The sequence below is a fragment of the Actinomadura hibisca NBRC 15177 genome (assembly GCF_001552635.1).
Lineage (GTDB): Bacteria > Actinomycetota > Actinomycetes > Streptosporangiales > Streptosporangiaceae > Spirillospora > Spirillospora hibisca.
Genome location: NZ_BCRO01000006.1, coordinates 1 through 23,775, shown reverse-complemented (window position 1 = coordinate 23,775; position 23,775 = coordinate 1). Strand labels below are relative to the sequence as shown.

Below are 23,775 nucleotides of genomic sequence, written 5' to 3'. Positions count from 1 at the left end.
CGTCTGCTCGCCGTCCCCCGGGATACCGCCGGGTGTCAGCGGCCGGTCACCGCTCACCGGCCCGGCGGATCGCCTCGACCAGCTCCTGCTTGGACATCTTCGACCGGCCGGGGATGTCCAGCTCCTGAGCCCGCCGGTACAGGGTCTTCTTGTCGGCCTTGGCGGTCAGCGACTTGCCCGCCTGCCGCTTGCCGGACCCGGAAGCCGCCGCGGGCTTCTTGGGAGCGCTCTTACCGGTGCTCTTGCCCGCGGACTTGGCGGCCGCCACAGGCTTCTTCTCCGCCTTCTCCGTCTTAGCCTCGGCCTTCTCTGTCTTGCCCTCGGCCTTCTCGGCCTTGCTGGGCTTGGCGGGCTTGGCGGGGCGGGCGTCGGGAGCAGAGGCGCTGTCGGACGCGGTGTCCGGCCCGGTCGCCTCCTGCTCCTCCTCCGAGGGGTCGCGTCTGGAAGGCCGCACCTTGTTGGTGAGCTTGGTGACGCGGCTCTGCACGCCGCTCCAGACGGTGCGCTTCTTGCCTCCGGTCGGCTTCTTCAGGGCCGACGGCAGGTCCCGTAGACCCGGCATCGTCGATCTCTCCTTTCCGGGGTCACGAACATCACGGAAACTCGGTGCGGCTCTACCCGCCACGATGATGTTCATGCGAAAGGTCCAGGTCCGAGCCCCTATGTCCGCCCCTACGTGCGCCCTATGCCCCCTCACGCGCCGCAGGAGGGACCGGACCCGGCGGGGGAGGCGAGCCGTTCGGCCTCCCACAGGTCGCGGTACGGGCCGGGGCGCCGGAGCAGGTCGTCGTGGCGACCGCGCTGCACCACGCGGCCGCCGTCGACCACCAGCACCTGGTCGGCGGCCCCCAGCGCGGCCAGCCGGTGGGTGACCAGCAGCAGGGTGCCGCCGCCGGGCGCGGTCAGCAGGTCGCGGGTCAGCGCGTCGGCGGTGGCGGTGTCCAGGGCCTCGGCCGGCTCGTCCAGCACCAGCACCGGCGGGTCGGCCAGCAGCGCCCGCGCCAGCAGCAACCGCTGCCGCTGCCCGCCCGACAGGCCGCGCCCGCCCTCGCCCACCACGGTGTCCCAGCCCTGCGGCAACCCGCGCACCACGTCCAGCAGCCGGGCACGCCGGGCGGCCGCCTCCAACTCGGCCTCACTCGCTCCGGGACGGGCCAGCAGCAGGTTGGCGCGGACGGTCCCGGCGAACACGTGCGCGTCCTGCGCCAGGCCCCGCACCGCCGCCCGCACGTCACCGGGCGCGTACCGCTCCAGGGCGTGCCCGGCCAGCGCCACGCTCCCCGCCGACGGCGCGACCAGTCCCGCGACCACCGCCAGCAGCGTGCTCTTGCCCGCGCCGCTGGCCCCGACCACCGCCACCCGCCACCCCCGCTCGACCCGCACATCCACCCCGTCCAGCGCGACACGAACCCCCACGCCACCACCCATGCCGCCAGCGCCGCCGTCCCGCGCACCGCCCGGGTAGGCGACGCGCACGCCCAGCAGCTCCACCGGCAACGGACCGGTAGGCAGCGGCAACGGGTCCTGCGGCACCACCGGCGGGGGAGTGCGCAGCAGCGCGTCCACGCGACGGCACGCCGGAGCGATCTCCCGCAGCCGCTGCACCGCGCCCGCCAGCGGCAACGTCGCCTCCACGGTGACCAGCGCCGTCAACGCCACCACCGCCACCTCGACCTGACCGCCTCCCGCCCCCGCCCCGAGCCAGACGACCGCCACCACCGTCGCGCCCTGCACCGCCACCCCGGCCGCGGCGACCAGCCCCGCCAACCGCGCGCAGGCACGCTCGGCGCGCTCCAGCCGACGCGCGGCACGGCCCGCGGCGTCGGCGAAACGCCCCGCCGCGCCGAACACCGCCAGATCGGCCGCGCCCTCCCACACGTCCAGCCCCCGCACCGCCAACTGGCGACGCGCGACCGCCGCACGCTCGGAAGCCCGTCGCCCCAGCGGCCACACCGCCAGCGGCAGCAGCACCCCGGCCACCACCGTCCCGGCCGCCAGCGCCACCGCCGAGGCGGGCAGCACCAGCACCACGACCGTCACACCGCCCACCGCGCACGCCACCGCCGCCACCGCGGGCAGCAGGCACCGCAGCAACAGGTCCTGGACGGCGTCCACGTCCGACACCATCCGCGACAGCGCATCACCGTCACGCACCCCCTCCCGCACGGCGGAGGCAGCGTGCCGCTGGGGGTCAGGGGAGGCGCAGGCCAGCGCGTCGAACACCCGGCCCCGCAACTCCGCCAGCGCGCGCAACGCCACATCATGACCGGCCAGCCGCTCCACATAGCGCAGCGACCCCTTCGCCAGCGCGAACCCGCGCACCGCCACGATCGCCAGCGACAACGCCGCCATCGTGGGCTGCTGCGCCGCCCGCGCGATCAACCAGGCCGCCGCCGCGACCAGACCCAGCCCGCACAACTCGGCGGCGACCCCGGCCACCCCCGCCAGCACCAGCCGCCCGGCGTGCGGACGCACCGCACCCCACATCCCCGCCGACGCCTTCACGGGACGGTCCGGGGAGAGCGACGGTGGGGCCGACGTCACGGGGGAGGGGGACGTCGTCTGGGAGGTCACGGCGTCTCTCCTGTCACGGCGGCGACCGCAACCGCAGCGCCCTCGGGTCCGGGGGCGACACGGCCGTCCTGGAGGCGGACCACACGGTCGGCGACCCGCAGCAACGCCGGACGGTGCGCCACGATCAACGCCGTCCTGCCCTCCAGCAACCGCGCCGCCGCCCGCACCAGCACCTGCTCGCTGCGCAGATCCAGACGGGCGGTCGGCTCGTCCAGCAACATCAGCGGCGCACCCGTCAGGTAGGCGCGGGCGATCGCCACACGCTGCCGCTGCCCCGCCGACAACCCCGCGCCGCCCTCACCCAGCACCGTGGCGTAACCATCCGGCAGGCGCTGGACGAACTCCTCGGCGGCCGCCGCCCGCGCCGCCCGCGCGATCTGCGGCGGCGTCGCGCCGGGAACCCCCAAGGCGATGTTGTCGGCCACCGACGCGGCGAACAGATGGGGACGCTGCGGCACCCACCCCAGCCGCGCCCGCCACTCCGCCAGCCCCGCACCGCCCGGCTCGGCCACCAGCCCCGCCAGATCCACACCGTCCACCAGCACCCGGCCCCCGGTAGGGCACACCAACCCCGCCAGCACCAGCAGCAGCGTCGACTTGCCCGCCCCCGACGGCCCGGTCAACGCCACCCGCTCACCCGGCCCCACCCGCAACGACACCCCGTCCAGCGCGGGACGACCGGCACCGGGGTAGTGCACGGTGACGTCCTCCAACACGATCTCCGGCGGCCTCTCGCCCGCACCCCGTGAGAACCGCGCCGCGCCCTTCCGCTCACCGCTCCGGTCTGCGGAGGGCGCGCGCGGAGCGTCCAGGACCGCGAAGACCGACCCGGCCGCCGCCACCCCCTCCGCACTGGCATGGAACCGCGCACCCAGCGCCCGCAACGGCAGGTACACCTCCGGAGTGAGGACCAGCACCAGCAACCCCGTCTCCAACGCCATGTCGCCCCCCAGCAGCCGCAACCCCACCGGCACCGCCACCAGCGCCACCGACAGCGCGCACACCAGCTCCAGCACCAGCGACGACAGGAACGCCACCCGCAGCGCCGCCACCGTCGCGCGCCGATGCCGATCGGCCATCGCCCGCACCACCCGCGACTGGTGCCCCGTCCGGCCATAGGCGCGCAACGTGCCCAGACCCGCCAGCACGTCCCGGAAATGACCGCCCAGCCGCTGCAACGACCCCCACTGCCGACCCGTCAACGCGGCCGTCCGCATCCCCACCAGCGCCCCGAACACCGGCACCAGCGGAACCGTCACCGCCACCACCAGCGCCGACGCCCAGTCAGCGACCACCAACCGCCCCAACACCACCACCGGGACCACCACCGCCGCCAGCAACTGGGGCACATAACCGGTGAAGAACGGATCCACCGCGTCCAAGCCGCGCGTCAGCAACGTCACCCGCTCACCCGACCCCAACCCCGAACCGGCGACAGGGACGGAGACGGGGACGGCGGAGGAGCGGGCGAGCAGCGCGGCGCGCAGATCACCCTTGACGGCGGCGGCCGCGTCCCCGGCCACCCGAGCCGACACCCACACCAACCCCGCACGCGCTCCCACCACCACGGCCAGCAACGGCAACGGCCCCGCGTCCAGACCCGCCACCGCACGCGCCAGCAACCCGGCGGCCACCACCAGCAGCACCCCCTGCGCCGCCGCCAACACCCCCAGCGACACCGTCACCCGACGCGGCAACGACCCCAGCAACCGCCGCTCGACACCCCTACCGCTCCCACCGGCAGCCCCCTCGCCCGCCGTCTCGCCCTGGCCCTGGCCCTGGGACGCGCCCCGGCCGTCCCCGTCCCCGGCCACCTCCACCACCGCCCGCGTCACCACGACTCCTACAGGTAGGTGGGAGCGGTCACGCGCCCCCGGAACGTCCACCACACCAGCCCCTGCGCGGCCAGCAACAACGGCAACAACACCACCGTCATCACCGCCGTGACCGCCAACCCCGCCGGCGACGCCTGCACCCGCGACCACTCCACCCCCAGCCCGGCCACCACCGTCACCGCCACCAGCACCACCGCCGTCACCCCATACCGCGCCGGGACCCGCCGCGCGCGCCGCAACGGCTCACCGCTCAACCGCCACCGCGCGAAACCCGCACCGTGCAGCACGAACAGCACCACCAACGGCAACCCCGCCACACTCCCGACGTTGAAACCGGACCCACCCGCGCCCGCCGCGTCCGCCAGCAACGTGCCCAGCAACGACGACCACGCCAGCGCCAACCCCCAACTACCGGCCACCACCGCGCCGTCCCACACCGCCCGCCACACCCGCGCGTCCACCCGGCCCCGCAACCACAACCCCATGTCCCGCACCACCCACGCCACCACCAGCGCCCCCGCCACCGGGAACAACCCCTCCAGCAACCGGTGCTCCAACCCCGGGAACGCGCCCGCCACGATCCCCACCGCCGACACCAGCCACACCTCGTTGCCCAGGAAGAACGGCGCGATCCCCGCGATCACCAACCGCCGCTCGCCCTGCCCCCGCCCCAGCACCGGCAGCACCATCCCCACCCCGATGTCGGCCCCGGCCAGCACCAGGTACCCCGCGGTGAACACCGCCAGCATCGCCATCGCCAGCATTTCCATCGTTCAGACTCCCGTCACGGCCCGGCAGAACGTCAGTAGGAAGGGGTCAGCACCGGCTCGACCGGACGGACCGGGGGAGCGGCGCCCAACTGCACCGCCTCAGGCCCCCGCCGCGCGAACCGCGCCAGCAACCACACGTTGACCACCAGCAGCACCACCATCAGCACCGTGAACACCGTGAACGACACCGCCATCCACCCCGGGCCCACCTTCGACAACGCGTCCCGCGTCGTCAGCACCCCATACACCATCCACGGCTGCCGGCCGACCTCCCGGAACACCCACCCCGACAACATCGCCACATAGGGCAGCGGAACGCTCAGCATCAGCACCACATGGAACACCCGGCCCCGCACCAGCCACCGCCCCGACCACACCTTCACCAGCGCCGCCAACGCCACCAGCATCAGCAACTGCCAGGCCACCAGCATCAGGACCTCGCCGACCTTCGCACCGCCCGGCGCCAGATAGTCACCCGGCCCGAACTCGGCCACGAACCGCGCCTGCTCCGCCAACCCCTTCTCCGACGCCCCCTGCTTGGTGGGCTGCACATAGGCGAACTGCATCCCGCCCGGCGTCGGCACCACCACCGCCCCCACGATCAACGCCACCAGCCCCACCCGCATCGACCGCCGGAAGAACTCCACCTCACCCGTACGACGACGCAGGTGATAGGCGCTCACCGCCGCCACGAACACCCCGGCCGTCAACAACCCGCCGAACACCACATGCCAGAACGCCAGCACCGCCGTCGGATTGGTCAACAGCGCACCCAGATCCGTCAACCGCGCCCGGCCGTCCTCCAGCACGAACCCCACCGGACGCTGCAACCAGCCGTTCGCCACCAGGATGAAGTACGCCGACAGATACGCCGTCACCGCCACCACCCAGATCAACCCCAGGTGCACCCACCGGTTCAGCCGATCCCACCCGAAGATCCACAACCCCAGGAACGTCGACTCCACGAAGAACGCCGCGATCGTCTCCATCGCCAGCGGCGCACCGAACACCTCACCCGTCACCGCCGACATCCCGCCCCAGTTCACGCCGAACTGGAACTCCATCACCAGCCCCGTCACGATGCCGACCGCATAATTGATCACATACAGCTGGCCCCAGAACCGCACCATCCGCGCATGCACCACACCGCCCGACACCGCACCACCCGACACCGTGGCGCGCGTCTGCATGAACGCCACCAGCGTCGCCAACCCCAACGTCAACGCCACGAACAGGAAATGCGACCCGGCCGTCAACGCGAACTGCACCCGCGCCAGCATCAGGGCGTCCATCCCCACCACCCCTCCCACCCAGAATCGGTCTCCGCCACGCACCGATCCTGGAACCCGCCCCCCACCCGGCGAATCGGGCTACGGCGTGCACCCACCCTGCGCCTTTCGCGCACACCGCACCGCCCGCCTACGACCAGGGATGTAGACACCGCCACCCCAAAGGCCGCCTGACCTGCATAAACCTGCAAGACGAACGTTCACGGCAAAACGGACAGGCGGACGGCGGGGGAGAGGGGCGGGAAAAGAACCCCCACGGCCGTTGCCCGGACGAGGCGGCGCGCACGCCGCCGTCGCCGATCACCATGCGAGCGGACGCGCGACGCGTCAGGGGCGCTCGCACAACGCCCACACGGCGAGCCATGACGAGCCAGGTGCCCGACGAGCGAGCGAAGCACAACGCATGGTGACGCTGAGTGAATGAACAGCCGACGCGAACCGCTGGCATGGATCACTGGATGTCGATGCCGGCTCAAGCCTTCGAGGACGAGAGGGGCGGCAACGGGAGAGTGCGCTCAACGCGGCCGACGCCGTTGGGGGCGAGATGCTGGACGGGCGAACGGCTCGGGGAGCCGGTGGCAGCGGGAGGAGACGGTGAGGGGAGCGCGGCGAGGAGGTTGGGCTCAAAAGCCCCCTTCTGCCTCTCCAGCACTCCTACTTAACATAATGTACATTATCAACCAGCTACAAGATCATCAGAAGAGTGGGTGAAACGGACATCGCGCCAGCTCCGTTGCGCCAGCAACAACCCGCACGCACCACCACGACCCCACGACGCGCCCCGGGCGAGCCGATGACGCCGCAGCCGACGGCGACGCGCCTCGAACCGACGGCCAACGCGCACCGGCGCGCACACCGGCACGCGCCGAGCCGACCCACAAGATCCTCAGCACCTCGCGGAACGATCAAGGACACCCGCAAAGCGATCACGCACAGTGAACGCCCCGGACACCCCGCCCGACGCCCACCCAACGCGCACGACCCAACATCACACCACCAACGCGCGCCCCAGGCTCACACCTCGGCCGCGACCCGGCGCAACGGCTCCAGCGCCCGCATGTACTCCACCAGCCGCACCCCCACCTCGAACGCCACGTCAGCGCCCTCCAGCTCCGGGTCCAGCCACACCTCCGACACCCGCCGCCACGAGGAGCGCCCCAGGAACGGCCCGGCCACCGCCTCGTCCCCGAGGTCGCCCTGCCAGCGTTCCCGCACACCCAGCAGGCGCGTCAGCACGGCCTCGTTGTCGGCCTCGGCGCGGTGCTCGGCATGGAAGCCGATCTCCAGCGCGCCGGCGTGGGCGTCGGTGACGATGTCGGCGGTGACGATGTCGGCGGTGACGATGTCGGCGGTGACGATGTCGGCGGTGACGATGTCGGCGGTGACCAGCTGGGCCTCGTAGTGCTCGCGGGCCGGCGCGGGGTCGCCGAACCAGGCTTTGAGGCCGTTGTGGTGGACGCGCAGGTGCAGGTCCCCCAGGTCGGTCGGGGCCGATCCCCTGACGACCTCGGCGACCTGATCGAACAGTTCCCAGCCCGGCATGGTGTCACCTCCGGGGGCATCGTAGCGGGGGTGGACGACAGTCCTCGAAAATCGGACAGAAGGTGCCAAATCAGACAGAAGGGGGATTCTGTCTGGTTAGACATTTGTCCGTTTTCTCCGTTCTCTGGCGTCAGAGCGACCGCACCCAGAATCCGCGTTCCGTCTCACGCCCCACCCGCGCGAGACGGAACGCGGCGGGTGGACCCGCAAATCCACGCGCCGCCGGTCGGCGCGTTCAGGCGTCGGCGGGACGTTCTTGCAACACCCAGCCGTTGCCGTCCGGGTCGCTGAAGTAGACGAAGGAGTTCCACCGCTCCCCCGGGCCGTCCACCATCTCCCCGTTCTCGAAGTGCTGGACGTTGCTCGCCTCCACGCCCCGCTCCAGCAGCTGCTTGCGGGCCGCCTCGATGTCGGCGACGACGACCTGCAGGCCCTGCAACGAGCCGGGCTCGGCCGTGGTGATGCCGGTGCCGACGGAGATGGAGCAGGCCGAGCCGGGCGGGGTGAACTGGATGATGCGGAAGCCCTCCCCTCCCTTGCCCTGGCTGTCGAGGTCGACGGTGAAGCCCAGCCGCTCGCCGTAGAACTCCTTGGCGCGGTCGAGGTCGGTGACGGGCACGCAGATGAGTTCGATCTTCCAGTCCATGGCGGTGTCCTTTCGATGCGCGGTCGAAGGTGTTGACCTTGGGCGGGGCGTGGATTCATCGGGGGTGGCGGGGCGGGTTCGGCGCGGTCGGGCGGGCGGGTCGGGGCGGCTGTTTTCTGTCGGTGGCGCAGGGTAACGTCCGGCGGGTGCGTCCCAGCGATATTCAGCGTCTGTCCGTGATCGAGGCCGTGGACCGTTACACCGAGATGGTGCGGGCGAAGTCGGCGACGGGTGCGTTGGCGCCCGGGAGCGCGGAGGTGTACGTGCGTGATGTGCACACGTTCGCGGAGCTGGCGGGGGCCGGGCGGGTGCTGGACGACCTGACGGGTGAGGACGTCGATGAGGTGTTGCTGAAGTTCGCGCACAAGCCGGACGGCCGGCGGTCGCCGGACGCGTCAGGAGTGCCGGGGGCGGCGGGGTCGGTGGGGTCGGACGGGGCGCGGTTGCAGAGCGCGTCGTCGCAGGCGCGGTTCCGGCGTTCGGTGTCGGCGTTCTTCCGGCATGCGGCGGTGGCGGGGTGGGTGCAGCTGAACCCGATGTCGGTGGCGACGTTGAAGCCCAAGCAGCGGGGCGGGTTGCGGGCCGAGCGGCGGGCGTTGACGACCGAGCAGGCCGAGGGGTTGCTGGGGGCGGCGCGGGAGTTGGTGGTGGCTCCGGTGGAGGTCGGCAAGCGGGCCGATCAGCGGACGGAGTTGCGGGACGGGTTGATCGTGTTGTTGCTGGCGGCGGTGGGGCCGCGGGTGTCGGAGCTGACGCGGGCCAATGGGGAGGACTTCTTCGTCAACGCCGGGATGCGGTACTGGCGGATCTTCGGTAAGGGCGGGCGGACGCGGGACGTGCCGCTCCCCCGGCCGGTGGTGGAGGTGCTGGACGCCTATCTGGCCGAGGGGCGTCCGTTGCTGGACCGAGGGCGTGAGCCGAAGGCGTTGTTGTTGTCGTGGCGGGGGCGGCGGTTGGCGCGCGGTGATGTGCAGGGGGTCATCGACCGGGTGTTGGCGCGGGTGGAGCCGGAGCGGCGGCGGAGTGTGACGCCGCACGGGTTGCGGCATACGACGGCGACGCATCTGCTGGCGGCGGCGACGGACATGGATGCGGTGCGGCGGGTGCTGGGGCATTCGGATCTGTCGACGTTGGGGCGGTACCGGGACGAGTTGCCGGGTGAGCTGGAGGCGGCGATGCGGGTGCATCCGCTGCTGGGGTCGGTGCGCGGGGCGGAGATCGTTGAGGGTGGGGTGGCGGAGGCGGGTCCGGTGGAGGTGGAGTGAGCCGGTCCGGGCTGGTCCGGGCTGGTCCGGGCTTGCCGGGGGTGGGTCAGATCCAGCCGAGGGTGGAGGGCTGGGGGAAGCCCTGCTGCCATGCGCCGTAGCCGGTGATGAGGGCGGCGGCGGGCGCGAAGGCGGCGATGAGCAGGCGGCCCAGGTGGGCGCGGGTGGTCCAGCCCCAGGCGGTGAAGGCCAGGGCGATGGCGAGGCTGAACAGGGCGGTGCCGCCTTCGAGGGCGTTGGTGGCCCAGGTGAGGCCGGTGGTCAGGGCCAGGGTGAGGCCGAGGGTGTGCTGGGCGCGGCCGTGTAGGGGCGGGTGGTGGGCCAGGGCGGCGGCGAGCGCGGTGAGGGTCAGGGCGGCTCCGGCGTACCAGATGTAGTGGCCTGCGACCTCGTCCCAGAGGTGGGCGGTGGGGCCGGGTGCGGTGTTGGTGACGGAGTTGGCGGCCAGGTGGATGCCGTGGCCTTCGGCGTAGGTGAGGGCTCCGGCGAGGTAGAGGAGCCAGGCGCGGGGGCGGGCGTGGGCGGTGTGGAGGGTGGCGGCGGCGGTGAGCAGGACGGCGTAGGGCGTCAGCAGGTCGATCCAGTCGGCCCAGCGGGTGGGGCCGACGGTGCCGAGCCGGGCGGTGGCGACGCCGGTGTGGTGGGTGAGCGAGTAGGCGGCCGCGGTGACGGCGAGCCAGGTCAGGTGGGAGCCGGTGCGGGGCGGGGCGCCGGTGGTGCCTGGTGTGGGGGTGCGCGTCATGGTGGCTTTCGGGGCGGCGGGCCTGTGCCGTTGTGCCCCCGTGTCAGGTGGACGGCTGGGCGTCGGCGGTGGCGGGGGTGAGCAGGGTGCGGGCCAGGTGGTAGGCGTGGGTGAGGTCGTCGCCGGTGTACTCCAGGGCGGCGATGCCGGTGAGGTGGTGGTCGGCGTTGACGGCGACGGTGTGGGTGAGGTGGCGGAACAGCGGGGCGTCCGACATCGAGTCGCCGTAGGCGACGCACTGGTGGCGGGTGAGGCCGTAGGCGGTGCGGAGTTCCTCGGTGAGGCGGATCTTGTCGTCGGGGGTGAGGATGCCGGCGGGGTCCAGGGGCGCGGTGAAGGGCAGGGGTGGGAAGCGGGAGGCCAGGACGTGGTCGAAGCCGAGGTCGAGCAGGTGGTGGGCGAAGAAGTCCGGGGACATGGTGATGACGGCGCTGTGTTCGCCGCGGGCGCGGATGTCGGCGCAGACCTCGGGGATGCCGGTGAGCCAGGTGGCGGCGGTGTAGGCGGTGGCGACGGCGTCGGGGGTGAGGTCGTGCCAGAGGCGGTGGATGGCGGCGGAGAAGGCGCGGGTGTCGATGTGGCCTGCGGCGAAGCGGGCTTCCAGGTCCTGGAGTTGCGGGAGGGTGCCCAGGTGGCGGGCGAGTTCCAGGTTGGCGGTGGACCCGGCGAGCAGGGTTCCGTCCATGTCGAAGACGTGCAGAACTGTCACAAGTCCTGAAGTGTGGCGGACGGGGGTGGCGGGGGGCGAACGGGTTTCACGTTGTGGGAGGCGGGTGGGCGGGTCAGGAGTCCTTGTTGTCGGGCCACAGGGCGTAGGACAGCAGGATGGCGCCCCAGATGCCCAGGGGCCAGACGGGCCAGAAGAAGGTCAGGTCGTGTTCGCGGACGCAGTTGATGGTCCAGATGACGGTCATGATGAGCGCGCCGCCGCCCCAGTAGCCCCATTCGTTGCGCCATTCGTGTTTGTCGGCCTGGGCTTGGGCGGCCTTGCGGGCGGCTTCGGCCTTGGCGAGGGCGGTGCGGGAGACCGGCAGGTCGGCGGTGAGGGCGGTGAGCTGGCCGACGGTGGTGGCGGTGACGGCCTGTTCGAGGCGGCGGTTGTATTCGGGGGTGTCCAGGGCGCCTTCGGCCAGGGCGTCGCCGAGTTGTTCCAGGGTGGTGTTGCGGTCGGCGTCGGAGGCGCGCAGCGTGCCGGCGGGAGCGGGGGCATCGGGGACGTCGGGCGTGCCCGGGGTGGTGTTGGGCGCGGCGGCGGGGTGGTCGGGTCGGTGGTGCATGGTGTGGCTCCTCGGCGGCGGTGCGTCCGGCGGACGTTTCCAGGATCGCCCGGCGCGGGGGCCGGGATCGTCCTGCGAGGTGAGGAACCGGGTGTACATCCTTCGGAGGACGGGGGTGGCCCTGACGAAAGTCGGGGGTGGGAAAAGCCGTTCGTCTGATGCCGGGGGGTGCCGATGTTCTTTACTGTCTCGGCATGGACGGAGTTTTCGATCTTCTGCATACGGCGGTCACCTCGCCGTGGTTCTACCTGGCGCTGTTCGCGGTCGCGCTGATCGACGGGTTCTTCCCGGTGGTGCCGAGCGAGAGCATGGTGATCACCGGTGGGGTGTACGCGGCGTCGGGGCGGCCGGAGTTGGTGTGGGTGGTGGTGCTGGCCGCGGTGGGGGCGTTCCTGGGAGATCACGTCTCGTACCTGGTGGGGCGGGGCTGGGGCGGGCGGTTGACGCGGCGCATCCGGCCGGGGACCAAGAAGGCGCGGGCGCTGGAGTGGGCGCGCAAGACGCTGGCCGAGCGGGGCGGGCTGATCCTGGTGGTGGCGCGGTACGTGCCGGGGGGCCGGACGGCGGTGACGCTGACGATGGGGTTGTGCGGGTACCCGCTGCGGAAGTTCTCGCTGTTCGCGGGGATCGCGGCGGTGAGCTGGGCGCTGTACGGGTCGTTGCTGGGGTATCTGGGCGGGGTGGCGTTCGAGAACGACCCCGTCAAGGGTGTGGCGCTGGGGCTGGGGTTGGCGCTGTCGGTGACGGTGGTGGTCGAGGTGGTGCGGTGGCTGCGCGGTCGTGCGCGGGTGCGTGCGGGGGCCGGGCGGTCCGAGGACGCGCGTGGGCCGGAGGTGCGTGAGCCGGAGGAGCGCGTCGAGGTCGGCTGAGTTTTCCGGCCGCAGTCCCGGCGGCCGGGCCCGTCCGGAGCTGTGGCCGGGTGTTGGGCCGGGCCGCCGGGTGTGACGGGCGTCCGGGGCGGCGCGCCGGGCGGGACGGGGTGGAGCGGGGCGGTGCCTGTGCCCGGGGCTGCCGCTGGTCCGGGGCGGGTAGTGATCGTGCCCGGGGAGCGGTCGCCGGGGCGTTCCTGAGGCGTGCGCGGCGCCGTGTGCGCGCTGTGTTCTCCGAGACGCGGTCGGTGGTGCGGCGATGCGCCGTTATGCGCTGTCGGCGTGACATTCTCGACGAATTCGTGAACGTAGAGTGAACTCCGGTGGTCTGCTGGAGGATCTCAACGAGTGGTGGATCGCTGGAAGCGTGAGGGAGAGTATGCAAGCGCCTGACTTCAGTGCCGACTGGTACCGCAGTATCACCGGCTGGGCCCATGACATGCCGTCGTGGACCCATCCGGTGGCCGAGGTCGGCACGGACGCGGGGCTGCTGTTGTTCGCCGCGTTGTTCGTGCTGGGCTGGTGGCGGGCGCGCGACCGCGACGCGCGGTCGATGGGCCTGGCGCTGCTGGCGCCGGCGGCGATGGTGTCGGCGTACCTGGTGAGCGAGGTCTCCAAGAGCTTCCTGCGGGAGGAGCGGCCGTGCCGGGCGGTGGCGGGGGCGATGAACATCGCGCAGTGCCCGGCGCCGGGTGACTGGTCGTTCCCCAGCAACCACGCCACGATCGCGGCGGCGTCGGCGGCGGCGATCGTGGTGGCGTGGCGGGCGCTGGCGCCGCTGGTGTTGCCGCTGGCGGCGATGATGGCGTTCTCGCGGGTGTACGTGGGGGTGCACTACCCCCACGACGTGGCGATGGGGTTCGTGGTCGGGGTGGTGGTGGCGCCGCTGGTGGCGCTGGTGCTGGTCCGGCTGGCGGCGCCGCTGGTGGAGATGGTGCGGCGGATGCCGGTCGGGGTGACGCTGCTGGGTCCGCCGGTGGGGACTCCGGCGCCGGCCGCGGTTCCGGCGGGGTCGGGAGCGCCCGCTCCGGGCACCCCCAACCCCTACGGCGCGCCCGCGTCCTACGGCGGTCAGCACCGGCAGGGCGTGCGTCCTCCCGCTCCTCAGCATCCTCCGTACCCGCAGGGCCCGCAGGGCGGGCCGGGTGGTTACGGGCCGGGGCCGGTGGGACAGGGCGAGCCGGAGAACCCGGCGGCGGTGACGATGCCGGATGTGATGACGGGCATCGGGCGGCACCGCCGTCCGCCGTCCTGACGCCGCTCCCCCGAACCGGGCCGACGCCGGGCCGACGATCGCGGGCCGCTGCTCCCGGTGCCTTCGCGCACCGCGGGCGGCGGCCCGTTCGGTCTTCCCGGGCCGGGTCCTAGGTGTGGTCGACGAGTCCGGCCTCGTAGGCGACGATGGCGGCCTGGACGCGGTTCCTGACCTCCAGGCGCGTCAGGATCGTGCTGACGTAGGCCTTCACCGTGCCCTCCACCACGTGCAGGCGCGTGGCGATCTCGGCGTTGGACAGGCCCGCGCCCACCAGCGCCAGCACCTGGCGTTCGCGGGGGGTGAGGGCGGCCGCGCGGCGGCGGGCGGCGGCGGCGTGGGTGATGCGGCCGCCGCTGAGCACGGTGATGACGCGGTGGGCGACCTTGGGCGACAGGTAGGCCGCGCCGCCGGCGACCGCGTGCACCCCGGCCAGCAGCTCGTGCGGGTCGCCGGACTTCAGCAGGAAGCCGCCGGCGCCGTCGGCCAGGGCGCGGGCGATGTACTCGTCCTCGCCGAAGGTCGTCAGGATGATCACGCCGGTGTCGGGGGCGGTGCGGCGCAGTTCGGCGGCGGCGGCCAGGCCGTCCAGGCGGGGCATGCGGATGTCCAGCAGCGCCACGTGGGGCCGGTGGGCCCGCACCGCCTCCACCGCCGCGCGCCCGTCGGCGGCCTCGGCGACCACCTCGATGCGCGGGTCGGCCGACAGGATCGCCCGCACCCCCGCCCGGATCATGGCCTCGTCGTCGGCCAGCACCACCCGGATCACCCGTGGTCCCCCTTGGCTCGTGTCGTGTACGGCGGTGTCGTTCATGGGACGTGCCGCCAGCGGGCGCCGGCCTGCCGGAAGGCGTCCTTGCCGGTCAGCCGGTCGTGCAGGAAGCACACCCGGTAGACCACGCCCAGGCCCAGCGGGTTGGCGTCGGAGCGGTAGAAGCGGCAGTCCGCGCCCGGCGCGGCGGGCGGGACCGCGGTCCGGAACGCCGCGGCGTCGGCGGAGATCAGTTCCTTGGCGGGCAGGACGCGTTCGACCCGCGCCCGGTCCTGCCCGGGGCGCAGGGCCGCGTAGTCGGCCGGTTCCAGGACCGAGTTGACGGTGACGTAGACGTAGTAGCCGGCCATCACCGCGCCCAGGGCGATCAGCAGCGCGGTCGGGACGGTGATGGCGGTGATCAGGTGCTGGCGCAGCCTGCGGCGCTCGTCGGCCAGGCGCTGCGCCGACTCCGAGCCGGCCGCCGTCGGCGCGGTCGCCGTCCCGTTCCGTTCCCGGCCGGTGGGCGGTGGGTCTTCGGCGCCGGGCAGGGGCGGGGCGGAGTGGGGGCCGGGGGCCGGGGGCGCGGCGGGCAGGTCGGCGATCACCTCGAAGCCGCCGTCGTCGCGGGGCCCGGTCCGCAGGGTGCCGCCGGCCACCCGGACGCGTTCGGCCAGTCCCGTCAGGCCCAGGCCGCCCCCGGCCGGGGAGGAGGGGCCGGCGGCGGGCCCGTTGACGACCGTCACCCGCATCCCGCCCTCGGGCAGGGGCGACAGGCGCACCAGCACCATCGCGCCCGGGGCGTGCTTGGCCGCGTTGGTGATCGCCTCCTGGACCACCCGGTGCGCCGCCATCGCCGCCATCGCGGTCGCCGGCTCCGGGCCGTCCGCGGCGAGGCCCTCGGCCCGTCCGGAGGCGGTGGCGTCGATCAGGCGGACCCGGATGCCCGAGGCGCGGGCCCGGTCCACCAGTTCGGCGATGCTCTCCCCCACCGGGCGGGTCGGCGCCGCCACCGGTCCCGCTCCCGGCTCCGCGCCGCCGTTCCCGGGCGCGGGGCCGGACGCGGGGCCGGGTTCCTCCCGCAGCACCCCGATGATCTCCCGGAGGCGTTCGGTGGCCTGGGCCGCGCCCGCGCGCAGCTCGGCGGCCGCCGCCCGGTGCGCCTCCGCCAGGCCCGGCGCGACCTGGAGCGCGCCCGCCCGCACCGCGATCAGCGCCAGCTCGTGCCCCAGCGAGTCGTGCATGTCGTGGGCGATGCGGGCCCGCTCGCGCAGCCGCTCGCGCTCGGCGGTGATGCGCTGCTCGCGCTCCAGCTGCTCGGCGCGCTGCCACCCGGCCAGCCGCAGCTCCTGGTACTGGTTCCAGTAGCGCCCCACCAGCCACGGGAAGACGCCCAGCAGCACCAGCCACACCGTGCTGGGGAACCACACCGTCACCGGCACGCCGCGCACCAGGTTCAGCGCGACGCCCCCCGCCACGATCAGCATCAGCGCCCGCGCCATCGGCCGCACGTGCCGCGACCGCCATCCGGCCAGGTAGGCCAGCACCGGCAGCGCGAACACGAAGTTGCCGTGCACCGGCAGCGGCGCGACCACCAGCACCAGCGCCAGGATCGGGAACGCCCGCGACACCAGGACCGCCGCCGCCGTCAGCCCCAGGCCCACCGCCTGCGCCCACCACAGCGCCGAGTCGACGCGCACCGGCGCCATGCTGCCGAACGCCACCGGGAACGCCAGCACCGCCCACAACAGCACGTCGGCCAGCCACGCCCGGCGCGAGGGACGCCGCAGCCGGTCGCGCAGCACCGGCCAGGACGGCTCCGAGCCGCCCGGCAGGCCCGGCGCGGGCCACGACGCAGACCACGACGCGGGCCAGGCGCGGGCGCGGGACCAGGCGCGGGGCCGGGACTGCGGCCCGGCCTGGTCGGCGGGGGTGGGAGGGGCGGCCGGGAGGTTCACCCCACCCACGCTACAAGGCGGTGATCAGCGCCGATACTGACGAAAGTCAACCACGCCGCCTCCCACCGGCCACCCGGCGCGGTCGCGGCGGACCGGCCGCCCACCGGAAGATCATTTCTGGGGGCCGGGCGGCGCCGCCGTCAACTACGGTGGTGCCGTGACCCCACCCACCGGCCCGAAGGCCCCGCGCGACGGCCGCCCCGGCGACCGGTCCGAGGGCCCGGCCGGTCCGGACGATGCCGGTCCGGACGATCCAGCCGGTCCGGTCACAACGCCCGGCGGCCACCCGGCCGAACCCGTCCCCGGCCTCCCCAACCCTCCCGCCGCTCCCCCGACGCCGCCCCCGCTGACCTCGCCGACAGCGGCGACAGCGGCGACAGCGACGGTGCCGCCGCCCCGCGGCCCCTCCGGCGCGCTCGCCGACCGCTTCGCCCGCTCCCCCGCCGGCCGCCTCACCGCCCGGCTCGGCGTGCCTCCCGGCGACCTGGCGCTGGCCCTGGGCGCGTTCGCGCTGGTCATGGTGATGTCCTACCGCGCCGCCGTGCCCCAGGACCGCCCCCTGTGGCCCGGCGGCGTCGCCCTGATCACGGTGGCGTGCCTGGCCCTGGCCTTCCGCCGCCGCCACCCGCTGCCGGTGCTGGTCGTCGCCCTGGTCGCCGCGCCGCTGTACTACCCGCTGGCCTATCCCGACGGCCCGGTCGGCGTCGTGATGTTCGTCGCGCTGTTCACCGCCGCGGTCGAGTGCCGCCTGCCGGTGTCGCTGGGCGCGATCGCCGTCGTCAACGCCGGGTTCCTGCTGGCGGGATGGTTCGCCGGGGCCACCGACGACCCCGAGGCGGTGGTCGACGGCGAGGCGGTCGCCAGCCTCACCCTCACCCTGCTGGTGGTGGTGGGCCTGGGCGTGTACGTGCGCAACCGCCGCGACGAGGCCCGCGCCGCCGAGCGCCGCGCCGTCGCCGCCGAGCACGACCGCGAGCGGGAGGCCCGGCGCCGCGCCGCCGAGGAACGCCTGCGCATCGCCCGCGAGCTGCACGACGTGCTGGCCCACCAGATCTCGCTGATCAACGTGCAGGCCGGGGCCGCGCTGCACCGCCGCGACGACCCCGCCCGCGCCTACGCCGCCCTGGAGGCCATCAAGGGCGCCAGCAAGCAGACCCTGCGCGAGCTGCGCGGCGTGCTGGGGGTGCTGCGGCAGGTCGACCAGGACCAGCCCGCCGGGACCCTCGCCCCCGCCCCCTCCCTGGCCCGCCTCGGGCCCCTGCTGGAGCAGACCACCGCCGCCGGACTCCGCGTCCACCACGACACCCCCGACGCGCCCGAAACCGGCGCCGACGCCGGGGCCGATGACGCCCTGGCGCACCTGCCCGCGCCGGTGTCGCTGGCCGGCTACCGGATCGTGCAGGAGGCCCTCACCAACACCGTCCGCCACGCCCGCGCCCGCGCGGCCACCGTGCGGGTCCGCCACACCGGCGACGCGGTGATCGTCCAGATCGACGACGACGGCGCCGGCCCCGCCGACCCCGCCGCCCTGGAGCACGGCAACGGCCTGCGCGGCATGCGCGAGCGCGCCGCCGCCGTCGGCGGCGAGGTCACCGCCGGCCCCGGCCCCACCGGCGGCTTCCGCGTCTGGGCCCGGCTGCCCCTGCCCCTGCCCCTGCCCCGGCCCGCCACCCTCCCGGCCGACCCAGCCGGCCCGGCCGGCCCCCACGAGCAAAGCCGAGACCGAACCCGACCCGCGCCCCGCACCGGGGCGGACCCCCAGGAGGAGAACACGTGATCCGCGTGGTACTGGCCGACGATCAGACGCTGGTCCGGGCGGGATTCCGCTCCATCCTGGAGGGCGAGGACGACATCGAGATCGTCGCCGAGGCCGGCAACGGCGCCCAGGCCGTCGAGCACGCCGTCCACCTGCGCCCCGACGTGGTGCTCATGGACATCCGCATGCCGATCCTGGACGGCCTGGAGGCCACCCGCCGCATCATCGCCGACCCCCGCCTGGCCGAGGTCAGGGTCGTCATCCTCACCACCTTCGACCTGGACGACTACGTCTACGGCGCCATCAAGGCCGGCGCCAGCGGCTTCCTGGTCAAGGACACCGAACCCCCCGAACTGATCCACGGCGTGCGGGTGGTGGCGCGCGGCGACGCGCTGCTGGCCCCCACCGTCACCCGCCGCCTGATCGCCGAGTTCGCCTCCCGCATCACCGCCCCGCCGCCCGCCGTCGAGCTCAACGCCCTCACCGACCGCGAGCGCGAGGTGCTGCACCTGGTGGCCGCGGGCCTGTCCAACGAGGAGATCGCCGGACGCCTGGTCCTCAGCCCCGCCACCGCCAAAACCCACGTCAGCCGCATCCTGGCCAAGCTCGGCGCCCGCGACCGCGCCCAGCTGGTCGTGCTCGCCTACGAATCGGGCCTGATCCGCCCGGGATGGCTCGGTTGACCCCGCCCCCCGACACCACCCGCCCCGACCCCGACCAGCCCGACCGGCCCGGCGGCCGACCCGGCGACGAGCCCGGCTGCAACCGGCCGGGGCCGGGCGGTGTTCCCCCTACCGTGATGGTCACCGACAAGCTCCCCGCCCCGCCGCACCGGACCGCCCGAAACGGCGGCCCGAACGGCGACCCCGGCGGGCCCCAGGAACCACCACCGCCCGACGGGCAACCCGGCGGGCAGCGCGACGGATGCCCCGACCCGGTCGCCGCCCAGGTGGTCGCGGCCCTGGCCGCCGACCTCGACGGCGGCTTCGCCGCCCTGTACGAGGCGTACCAGAACGCGGTGTTCTCCACCGCGCTGCGCCTGAGCGGACGGTGGGCCGAGGCCGAGGACCTGGCGGCCGAGACGTTCCTGCGCGCCTACCGCGCCCTGTGCGACTACACCGCCGAACGCATCGGGCAACTGCGGCCCCGGCCCTGGCTGCTGACGATCCTGGCCAACCTGTGGCGCAACGGCCTGCGCACCGCCGCCCGCCGCCCCCGCACCGGCCCGCTGGAGGAGGCCGCCGACCCCGTCGCGCCCGGCGAGGGCGTCGAGGCCACCGCCGCCCGCCACGAAACCGGCCGCGAACTGACCGCCCACCTGGCCCGCCTCCCCGCCGCCCAGCGCGCCGCGGTCGTGCTGCGCCACGTCACCGACCTGCCCATCGCGGAGATCGCCGTCGTGCTCGACCTGCCCGAGGGCACCGTCAAATCCCACATCTCCCGGGGCCTGGCCCGGCTGCGCCGGCTCCACACCCAGCCAGGAAGCACCACATGAACACCACCGGACCCGACCGCAACGACCGCGCCGACCAAACCCAGCAGACCGACCCCACCGCCGACACAACGGCCGGCACGACGGCCGGCACGACGGCTGGCACGATGGCCGCCGCCCTGGCGGGCCTGTCCGCCGACGCCCCGCCCACCCTGCTGGACCGCATCGCCGCCCGCCGCCTCCACCTGCCCGCCGCCGACACCGGCCTGCCCGCCTTCGGCGAGGGACCGGCGGACCGGTCCGACGGCGGCGACCTCCAGATCGCCTTCACCGACCAGGGCGTGGCGTTCCTGCGCGCCGGGCTGGACCCCGACGAGTTCACCGCCGCCTTCCGCCGCCGCTTCGCCCGCCCCCTGCTCCCGGCCGCCAAGCCCCCCGCCGGGCTCCTGCCGGCCCTGCGCACCGGCCGCCTCGGCGCGCTGCGCCTGGACCTGCGGGGCCTGTCGCCCTTCGAGGCCGCCGTGCTGCGCGCCGCCGCCGACATCCCCCGCGGCCAGACCCGCCCCTACGCCTGGATCGCCCGCCGCGCCGGGAACCCCCGGGCCGTGCGCGCGGTCGGCTCGGCCCTGGGACGCAACCCCGTCCCGCTGCTGATCCCCTGCCACCGCGTCACCCGCTCCGACGGCGCCGTCGGCCAGTACGTGTTCGGCGCCGCCGCAAAAGAGCACCTGCTGCGCGCCGAGAACGTCAACCTCGACGAGGTCGCCGAACTGGCCGGGCACAACGTGCACTTCGTGGCCAGCGACACCACCGGCGTGGTGTGCTACCCCACCTGCCACAACGCGCGGCGCATCACCCCGGCCCACCGCCACGGCTTCCGCACCCTGCACCAGGCCCGCGCCGCCGGATACCGGCCCTGCCTCCACTGCGCACCCGTCGCCCTCACCGACTGACCACCGCCACCGGCCGCCCGCCCGTCGTCCGCCGCAGCGACGAGCCGTTCACCGCGACGACCGGGGGACCCTCACGGCACCGGCACCTCGACGTGGCCGCGCGCACCCCGCCCGGTGCGCGCGCGGCCCCCGCTCACCTCGGCCACCCACGCCTCGAACCCCGCCAGCCCCTCCTCCGGGACCGGCACATCGGCCTCCACCAGCGCCCCGTAACGCACCTCGGAGGGCTGGCGCCCGCTGCCGTGCAGATCGCCCAGCAACCGGCCCGCCAGCGCGTGGTCGGCCCGCACCGTCACCGTCACCACCGGCCGCAGCTCCACCACCCCGACCGCCGCCACCGCCTCCGACACCGCCTGCCCGTAGGCGCGCACCAGCCCGCCCGCGCCCAGCTTCACCCCGCCGAAATACCGCGTCACCACCGCCACCGTGCCGGTCAGCCCCCGCCGCACCAGCACCTCCAGCATCGGCGCCCCGGCCGTCCCCGCAGGCTCCCCGTCGTCGCTGCTGCGGGTGAACTCCCCACGCTCGCCCACCACGTAGGCGGTGCAGTTGTGGGTGGCGTCGCGGTGCGCGCGCCGGTGCGCGGCGATGAACTCCACCGCCTCGGCCTCGGTGCGGACCCGGGCCAGCGTGCAGACGAACCGGGACTTGCGGATCTCCAGCTCGTGGGAGCCCGCGGATCTGATCATTCGCATGGTCGCCCCCGAGTCTAGGCGCCGCCCCACCCCGCCCAAGGACCGGCCACCACCCGGCCGGTGCGCAGGCAGCGCGCAGGCGGGACGGGCCGTGGGCGGCCACCACCCGGCGCGGTGACACACTGCTGAACGTGACCCGACCCGACCACCCCGGCCCTGCCGGCTCCAGCGAACCCGCCGACCCCGCTGAGCCCGGCGAACCAGCCGGTCCCAGCGGGCCGGACGCCCCCGGCGGACCGGGTGGACCGGGTGAGCCGGGCAGGGCGGGTGAAGCGAGCAGGCCGGGCGTGCGGCGACGACAGTCCACCCGGCTGACCCGCGAACGCATCGTCGCCACCGCCCTGCGGATCGTCACCCGCGAAGGCAGCGGCGCCCTGTCGATGCGCCGCGTCGCCGACGCCCTCGGCAGCGCCCCCATGAGCCTGTACCGCCACGTGCGCGACAAGGACGAACTGCTGCTGCTGGTCCTGGACGCCAGCGTCGCCGACCTGCCCCGCCCCGACCTGCCCGCCGACCCCCGCGCCCGCCTGCTGGCCCTGCTGACCTGGCAGCACGCCGAACTGGCCGCCCGCCCCTGGATCGTGGAGGTCCTGGTCAAAGGCGACCTGATGGCCCCCTCCATCGCCTGGCTGCTGGAGGAGATCTACGCCACCTGGCGCGCCTGCGGCCTCACCCTCGCCCAGGCCGCCACCGCCAACCGCATCGTGTGGAACATGCTGGCCGGAGACCTGGTGCAACGCGCCGAACGCACCCGCGCCCACGCCCGCAGCCGCACCCAGGACGCCAAGACGGACAAGGACACCGCGAAGCACGCCAGGCCCGCCGGGCGCGACCCCTACCAGGTCAGCGTCCCCGCCCGCGCCGACCCCGCCGCCCACCCCAACCTGGCCGCCCTGGCGGGCTACTGGACCGCCGCCGACCGCCGCGACCACCTGCCCGGCGACCTGGCCGCCCTCGTCGACGCCCTGCTGGCCGCACCACCGGTTGCACCACCTGCCGCGCCGCCCGGTACCGGCGCGGGCGCCGCGCCCGCCGGTTGACTTCCGTGCGTACGCGTACGCACAATGCGGGCATGGACACCCTGGAGACGCTCTACCGGCGCTGGTTGTTCGAGCTGTGGCCCGGCGACCTCGACGTCGCCGCGCAGATCCTCACCCCCGGCTTCACCGGCCACTGGCCGGGCCTGGAGGTCCACGGCCCCGACGGGGCGGCCGAGCAGATCCGCCGCTCCCACCAGATGTTCGACGACGTCCGCACCACCCTGGAGGTCGGCCCCGTCATCGCCGACGGCATGATCGCCGCCCGGTGGGCCTTCCACGGCGCCTACCGCCAGGGCGTCCCCGGCGCCACCGCCCCGCCCGGCACCCGCGTCTCCTTCACCGGCCACGACCTGTTCCGCGCCGAAGGCGACCGCCTGGCCGAGTACTGGGTGGTCTCCGACGCCCTGGGCATGATGAACGCCCTCGGCGCCCTCGGCTGACCCCTCCGAGCCCGGCCGACCCTGGACAGTCCCGGTCGGGCCCGGCCGGGCCCGACCCCGGCCCCGGCCCGTCGCCTCAGCTCTGGGGGAACGGCCAGGGGTTGGTGCGGCACCCGTACAACGACTTGGTCTGCTGCACCATCACCGGCGCCCGCCGCCCCGCCCCCGGGCAGGCCTGGTGCCCGTGGCCCAGCGCGTGCCCCACCTCATGGTTGATCACGTACTCGCGGTAGGTGGCCAGGTCCCGGCCGTAGGTGACCGCGCCCTGGCCCCACCGCCGCGCGTTGATGATCGACCGCAGCCCCGACCGGCACGACAACTCCCCGCCGGTGCGCAGCGGCAGGCACAACCGGTCGGTCAGCGCCGGGCTCGACAACGACACCCGGAACCGCACCGGACCGCTCGCCACCCGCACGAACCGCATCTTGCCGCCGTGCCCCCAGCTGCGCGGGTCGTTCAGCACCCGGTGCACCTCGGCGGCGAACTGCGCCCCGCTGAACGGCAGGCCCCGCTCCACCTCCACCGCGTACCGCACCGTGATCCCGCGCCGCCCCGCCGGGGCGGCGGCCGCGCCCGGCACCACCGCGTAGCGGCCGCTCGCCGACACCGGCACCTTCACCACCGCCGGCTGCCGCCGCCCGTTCACCACCGCGCCCGGCCGCGCCACCCGCCGCGACCGGCCCGCCGGG

23 protein-coding genes are annotated in these 23,775 nt (G+C 74.4%); 9 read left to right on the top strand and 14 right to left on the bottom strand.

Annotation, left to right across the window (positions count from 1 at the left end):
* Positions 1-46: 46 nt before the first annotated feature.
* The 7 genes from AH6_RS02360 to AH6_RS02330 form a co-directional block, all read right to left on the bottom strand.
* Complete coding sequence (locus AH6_RS02360) at positions 47-562, bottom strand: Rho termination factor N-terminal domain-containing protein (protein WP_067472663.1); 516 nt, start codon at positions 560-562, stop codon at positions 47-49.
* Between the two features lie 131 nt (positions 563-693).
* The gene (cydC, locus tag AH6_RS02355) at positions 694-2,574 is read right to left on the bottom strand and encodes a thiol reductant ABC exporter subunit CydC (RefSeq protein ID WP_245679141.1); all 1,881 of its coding nucleotides are present in this window, start codon (positions 2,572-2,574) and stop codon (positions 694-696) included.
* Positions 2,571-4,409, bottom strand: coding sequence for a thiol reductant ABC exporter subunit CydD (gene cydD / locus AH6_RS02350; RefSeq protein ID WP_245679140.1), 1,839 nt, complete (start codon positions 4,407-4,409; stop codon positions 2,571-2,573). Before cydD ends, cydC begins: the two co-directional genes overlap by 4 nt.
* An 8-nt stretch (positions 4,410-4,417) precedes the next feature.
* A complete protein-coding gene (locus AH6_RS02345; RefSeq protein WP_067472659.1) occupies positions 4,418-5,179 on the bottom strand; it encodes a cytochrome d ubiquinol oxidase subunit II in 762 nt (253 codons plus the stop codon).
* Positions 5,180-5,211: 32 nt separating this feature from the next.
* The gene (locus AH6_RS02340) at positions 5,212-6,471 is read right to left on the bottom strand and encodes a cytochrome ubiquinol oxidase subunit I (protein ID WP_067472814.1); all 1,260 of its coding nucleotides are present in this window, start codon (positions 6,469-6,471) and stop codon (positions 5,212-5,214) included.
* 1,011 nt (positions 6,472-7,482) lie between these two features.
* A complete protein-coding gene (locus AH6_RS43310; protein ID WP_067472656.1) occupies positions 7,483-8,010 on the bottom strand; it encodes a hypothetical protein in 528 nt (175 codons plus the stop codon).
* A 235-nt stretch (positions 8,011-8,245) separates the two neighbouring features.
* Positions 8,246-8,656, bottom strand: coding sequence for a VOC family protein (locus tag AH6_RS02330; protein WP_067472653.1), 411 nt, complete (start codon positions 8,654-8,656; stop codon positions 8,246-8,248).
* Positions 8,657-8,832: 176 nt separating this feature from the next.
* Between AH6_RS02330 and AH6_RS46455 the strand changes: the two genes are divergently transcribed.
* Positions 8,833-9,921 carry a tyrosine-type recombinase/integrase gene (locus tag AH6_RS46455; RefSeq protein ID WP_281180179.1) on the top strand — a complete coding sequence of 363 codons (1,089 nt, stop codon included), beginning with the start codon at positions 8,833-8,835 and terminating at the stop codon, positions 9,919-9,921.
* 46 nt (positions 9,922-9,967) lie between these two features.
* On the opposite strand, the gene AH6_RS02320 is transcribed toward AH6_RS46455, so the two are convergent.
* The 3 genes from AH6_RS02320 to AH6_RS02310 all read right to left on the bottom strand — a co-directional run bounded on the left by AH6_RS02320 (position 9,968) and on the right by AH6_RS02310 (position 11,940).
* Positions 9,968-10,663 carry a hypothetical protein gene (locus AH6_RS02320; RefSeq protein WP_067472649.1) on the bottom strand — a complete coding sequence of 232 codons (696 nt, stop codon included), beginning with the start codon at positions 10,661-10,663 and terminating at the stop codon, positions 9,968-9,970.
* 43 nt (positions 10,664-10,706) lie between these two features.
* Positions 10,707-11,372 carry an HAD family hydrolase gene (locus tag AH6_RS02315; protein WP_067472646.1) on the bottom strand — a complete coding sequence of 222 codons (666 nt, stop codon included), beginning with the start codon at positions 11,370-11,372 and terminating at the stop codon, positions 10,707-10,709.
* Between the two features lie 73 nt (positions 11,373-11,445).
* Entirely contained in the window at positions 11,446-11,940 is a 495-nt protein-coding gene (locus AH6_RS02310; RefSeq protein WP_281180178.1) for a DUF1707 SHOCT-like domain-containing protein, read from the bottom strand.
* A gap of 194 nt (positions 11,941-12,134) precedes the next feature.
* On the opposite strand from AH6_RS02310, the gene AH6_RS02305 reads away from it, so the two are divergent.
* Both AH6_RS02305 and AH6_RS46450 read left to right on the top strand, forming a co-directional pair.
* Complete coding sequence (locus tag AH6_RS02305) at positions 12,135-12,809, top strand: DedA family protein (RefSeq protein ID WP_157431216.1); 675 nt, start codon at positions 12,135-12,137, stop codon at positions 12,807-12,809.
* 379 nt (positions 12,810-13,188) lie between these two features.
* Positions 13,189-14,064: a phosphatase PAP2 family protein gene (locus AH6_RS46450; RefSeq protein ID WP_083982143.1), complete on the top strand. Its 876-nt coding sequence runs from the start codon at positions 13,189-13,191 to the stop codon at positions 14,062-14,064.
* Between the two features lie 109 nt (positions 14,065-14,173).
* On the opposite strand, the gene AH6_RS02295 is transcribed toward AH6_RS46450, so the two are convergent.
* Together AH6_RS02295 and AH6_RS46445 are read right to left on the bottom strand one after the other, a co-directional pair.
* Positions 14,174-14,830 carry a response regulator gene (locus tag AH6_RS02295; RefSeq protein ID WP_067472642.1) on the bottom strand — a complete coding sequence of 219 codons (657 nt, stop codon included), beginning with the start codon at positions 14,828-14,830 and terminating at the stop codon, positions 14,174-14,176.
* Between the two features lie 41 nt (positions 14,831-14,871).
* The gene (locus AH6_RS46445) at positions 14,872-16,770 is read right to left on the bottom strand and encodes a sensor histidine kinase (protein ID WP_067472640.1); all 1,899 of its coding nucleotides are present in this window, start codon (positions 16,768-16,770) and stop codon (positions 14,872-14,874) included.
* Between the two features lie 157 nt (positions 16,771-16,927).
* On the opposite strand from AH6_RS46445, the gene AH6_RS02285 reads away from it, so the two are divergent.
* From AH6_RS02285 to AH6_RS02270, 4 genes are read left to right on the top strand one after another with little or no spacing between them, the layout of a single operon-like run.
* Positions 16,928-18,547 carry a sensor histidine kinase gene (locus AH6_RS02285; protein WP_245679139.1) on the top strand — a complete coding sequence of 540 codons (1,620 nt, stop codon included), beginning with the start codon at positions 16,928-16,930 and terminating at the stop codon, positions 18,545-18,547.
* Positions 18,544-19,209: a response regulator gene (locus tag AH6_RS02280; RefSeq protein ID WP_067472633.1), complete on the top strand. Its 666-nt coding sequence runs from the start codon at positions 18,544-18,546 to the stop codon at positions 19,207-19,209. Before AH6_RS02285 ends, AH6_RS02280 begins: the two co-directional genes overlap by 4 nt.
* Entirely contained in the window at positions 19,206-20,021 is an 816-nt protein-coding gene (locus AH6_RS02275) for an RNA polymerase sigma factor (protein ID WP_245679138.1), read from the top strand. Before AH6_RS02280 ends, AH6_RS02275 begins: the two co-directional genes overlap by 4 nt.
* Positions 20,018-20,911 carry a methylated-DNA--[protein]-cysteine S-methyltransferase gene (locus AH6_RS02270; protein ID WP_245679137.1) on the top strand — a complete coding sequence of 298 codons (894 nt, stop codon included), beginning with the start codon at positions 20,018-20,020 and terminating at the stop codon, positions 20,909-20,911. The genes AH6_RS02275 and AH6_RS02270 overlap by 4 nt, the downstream gene beginning before the upstream one ends.
* Before the next feature lie 71 nt (positions 20,912-20,982).
* On the opposite strand, the gene AH6_RS02265 is transcribed toward AH6_RS02270, so the two are convergent.
* Complete coding sequence (locus tag AH6_RS02265; protein ID WP_067472629.1) at positions 20,983-21,606, bottom strand: YigZ family protein; 624 nt, start codon at positions 21,604-21,606, stop codon at positions 20,983-20,985.
* 287 nt (positions 21,607-21,893) lie between these two features.
* Here AH6_RS02265 and AH6_RS02260 point away from each other — a divergent pair, with 287 nt between their 5' ends.
* Both AH6_RS02260 and AH6_RS02255 read left to right on the top strand, forming a co-directional pair.
* Positions 21,894-22,646 carry a TetR/AcrR family transcriptional regulator gene (locus AH6_RS02260; RefSeq protein WP_067472626.1) on the top strand — a complete coding sequence of 251 codons (753 nt, stop codon included), beginning with the start codon at positions 21,894-21,896 and terminating at the stop codon, positions 22,644-22,646.
* A 32-nt stretch (positions 22,647-22,678) separates the two neighbouring features.
* Positions 22,679-23,086 carry an ester cyclase gene (locus tag AH6_RS02255; protein ID WP_067472623.1) on the top strand — a complete coding sequence of 136 codons (408 nt, stop codon included), beginning with the start codon at positions 22,679-22,681 and terminating at the stop codon, positions 23,084-23,086.
* 76 nt (positions 23,087-23,162) lie between these two features.
* Here AH6_RS02255 and AH6_RS02250 read toward each other — a convergent pair.
* Positions 23,163-23,775: DUF3152 domain-containing protein (locus AH6_RS02250; RefSeq protein ID WP_245679136.1), on the bottom strand; the 613-nt coding region annotated here is incomplete at its 5' end.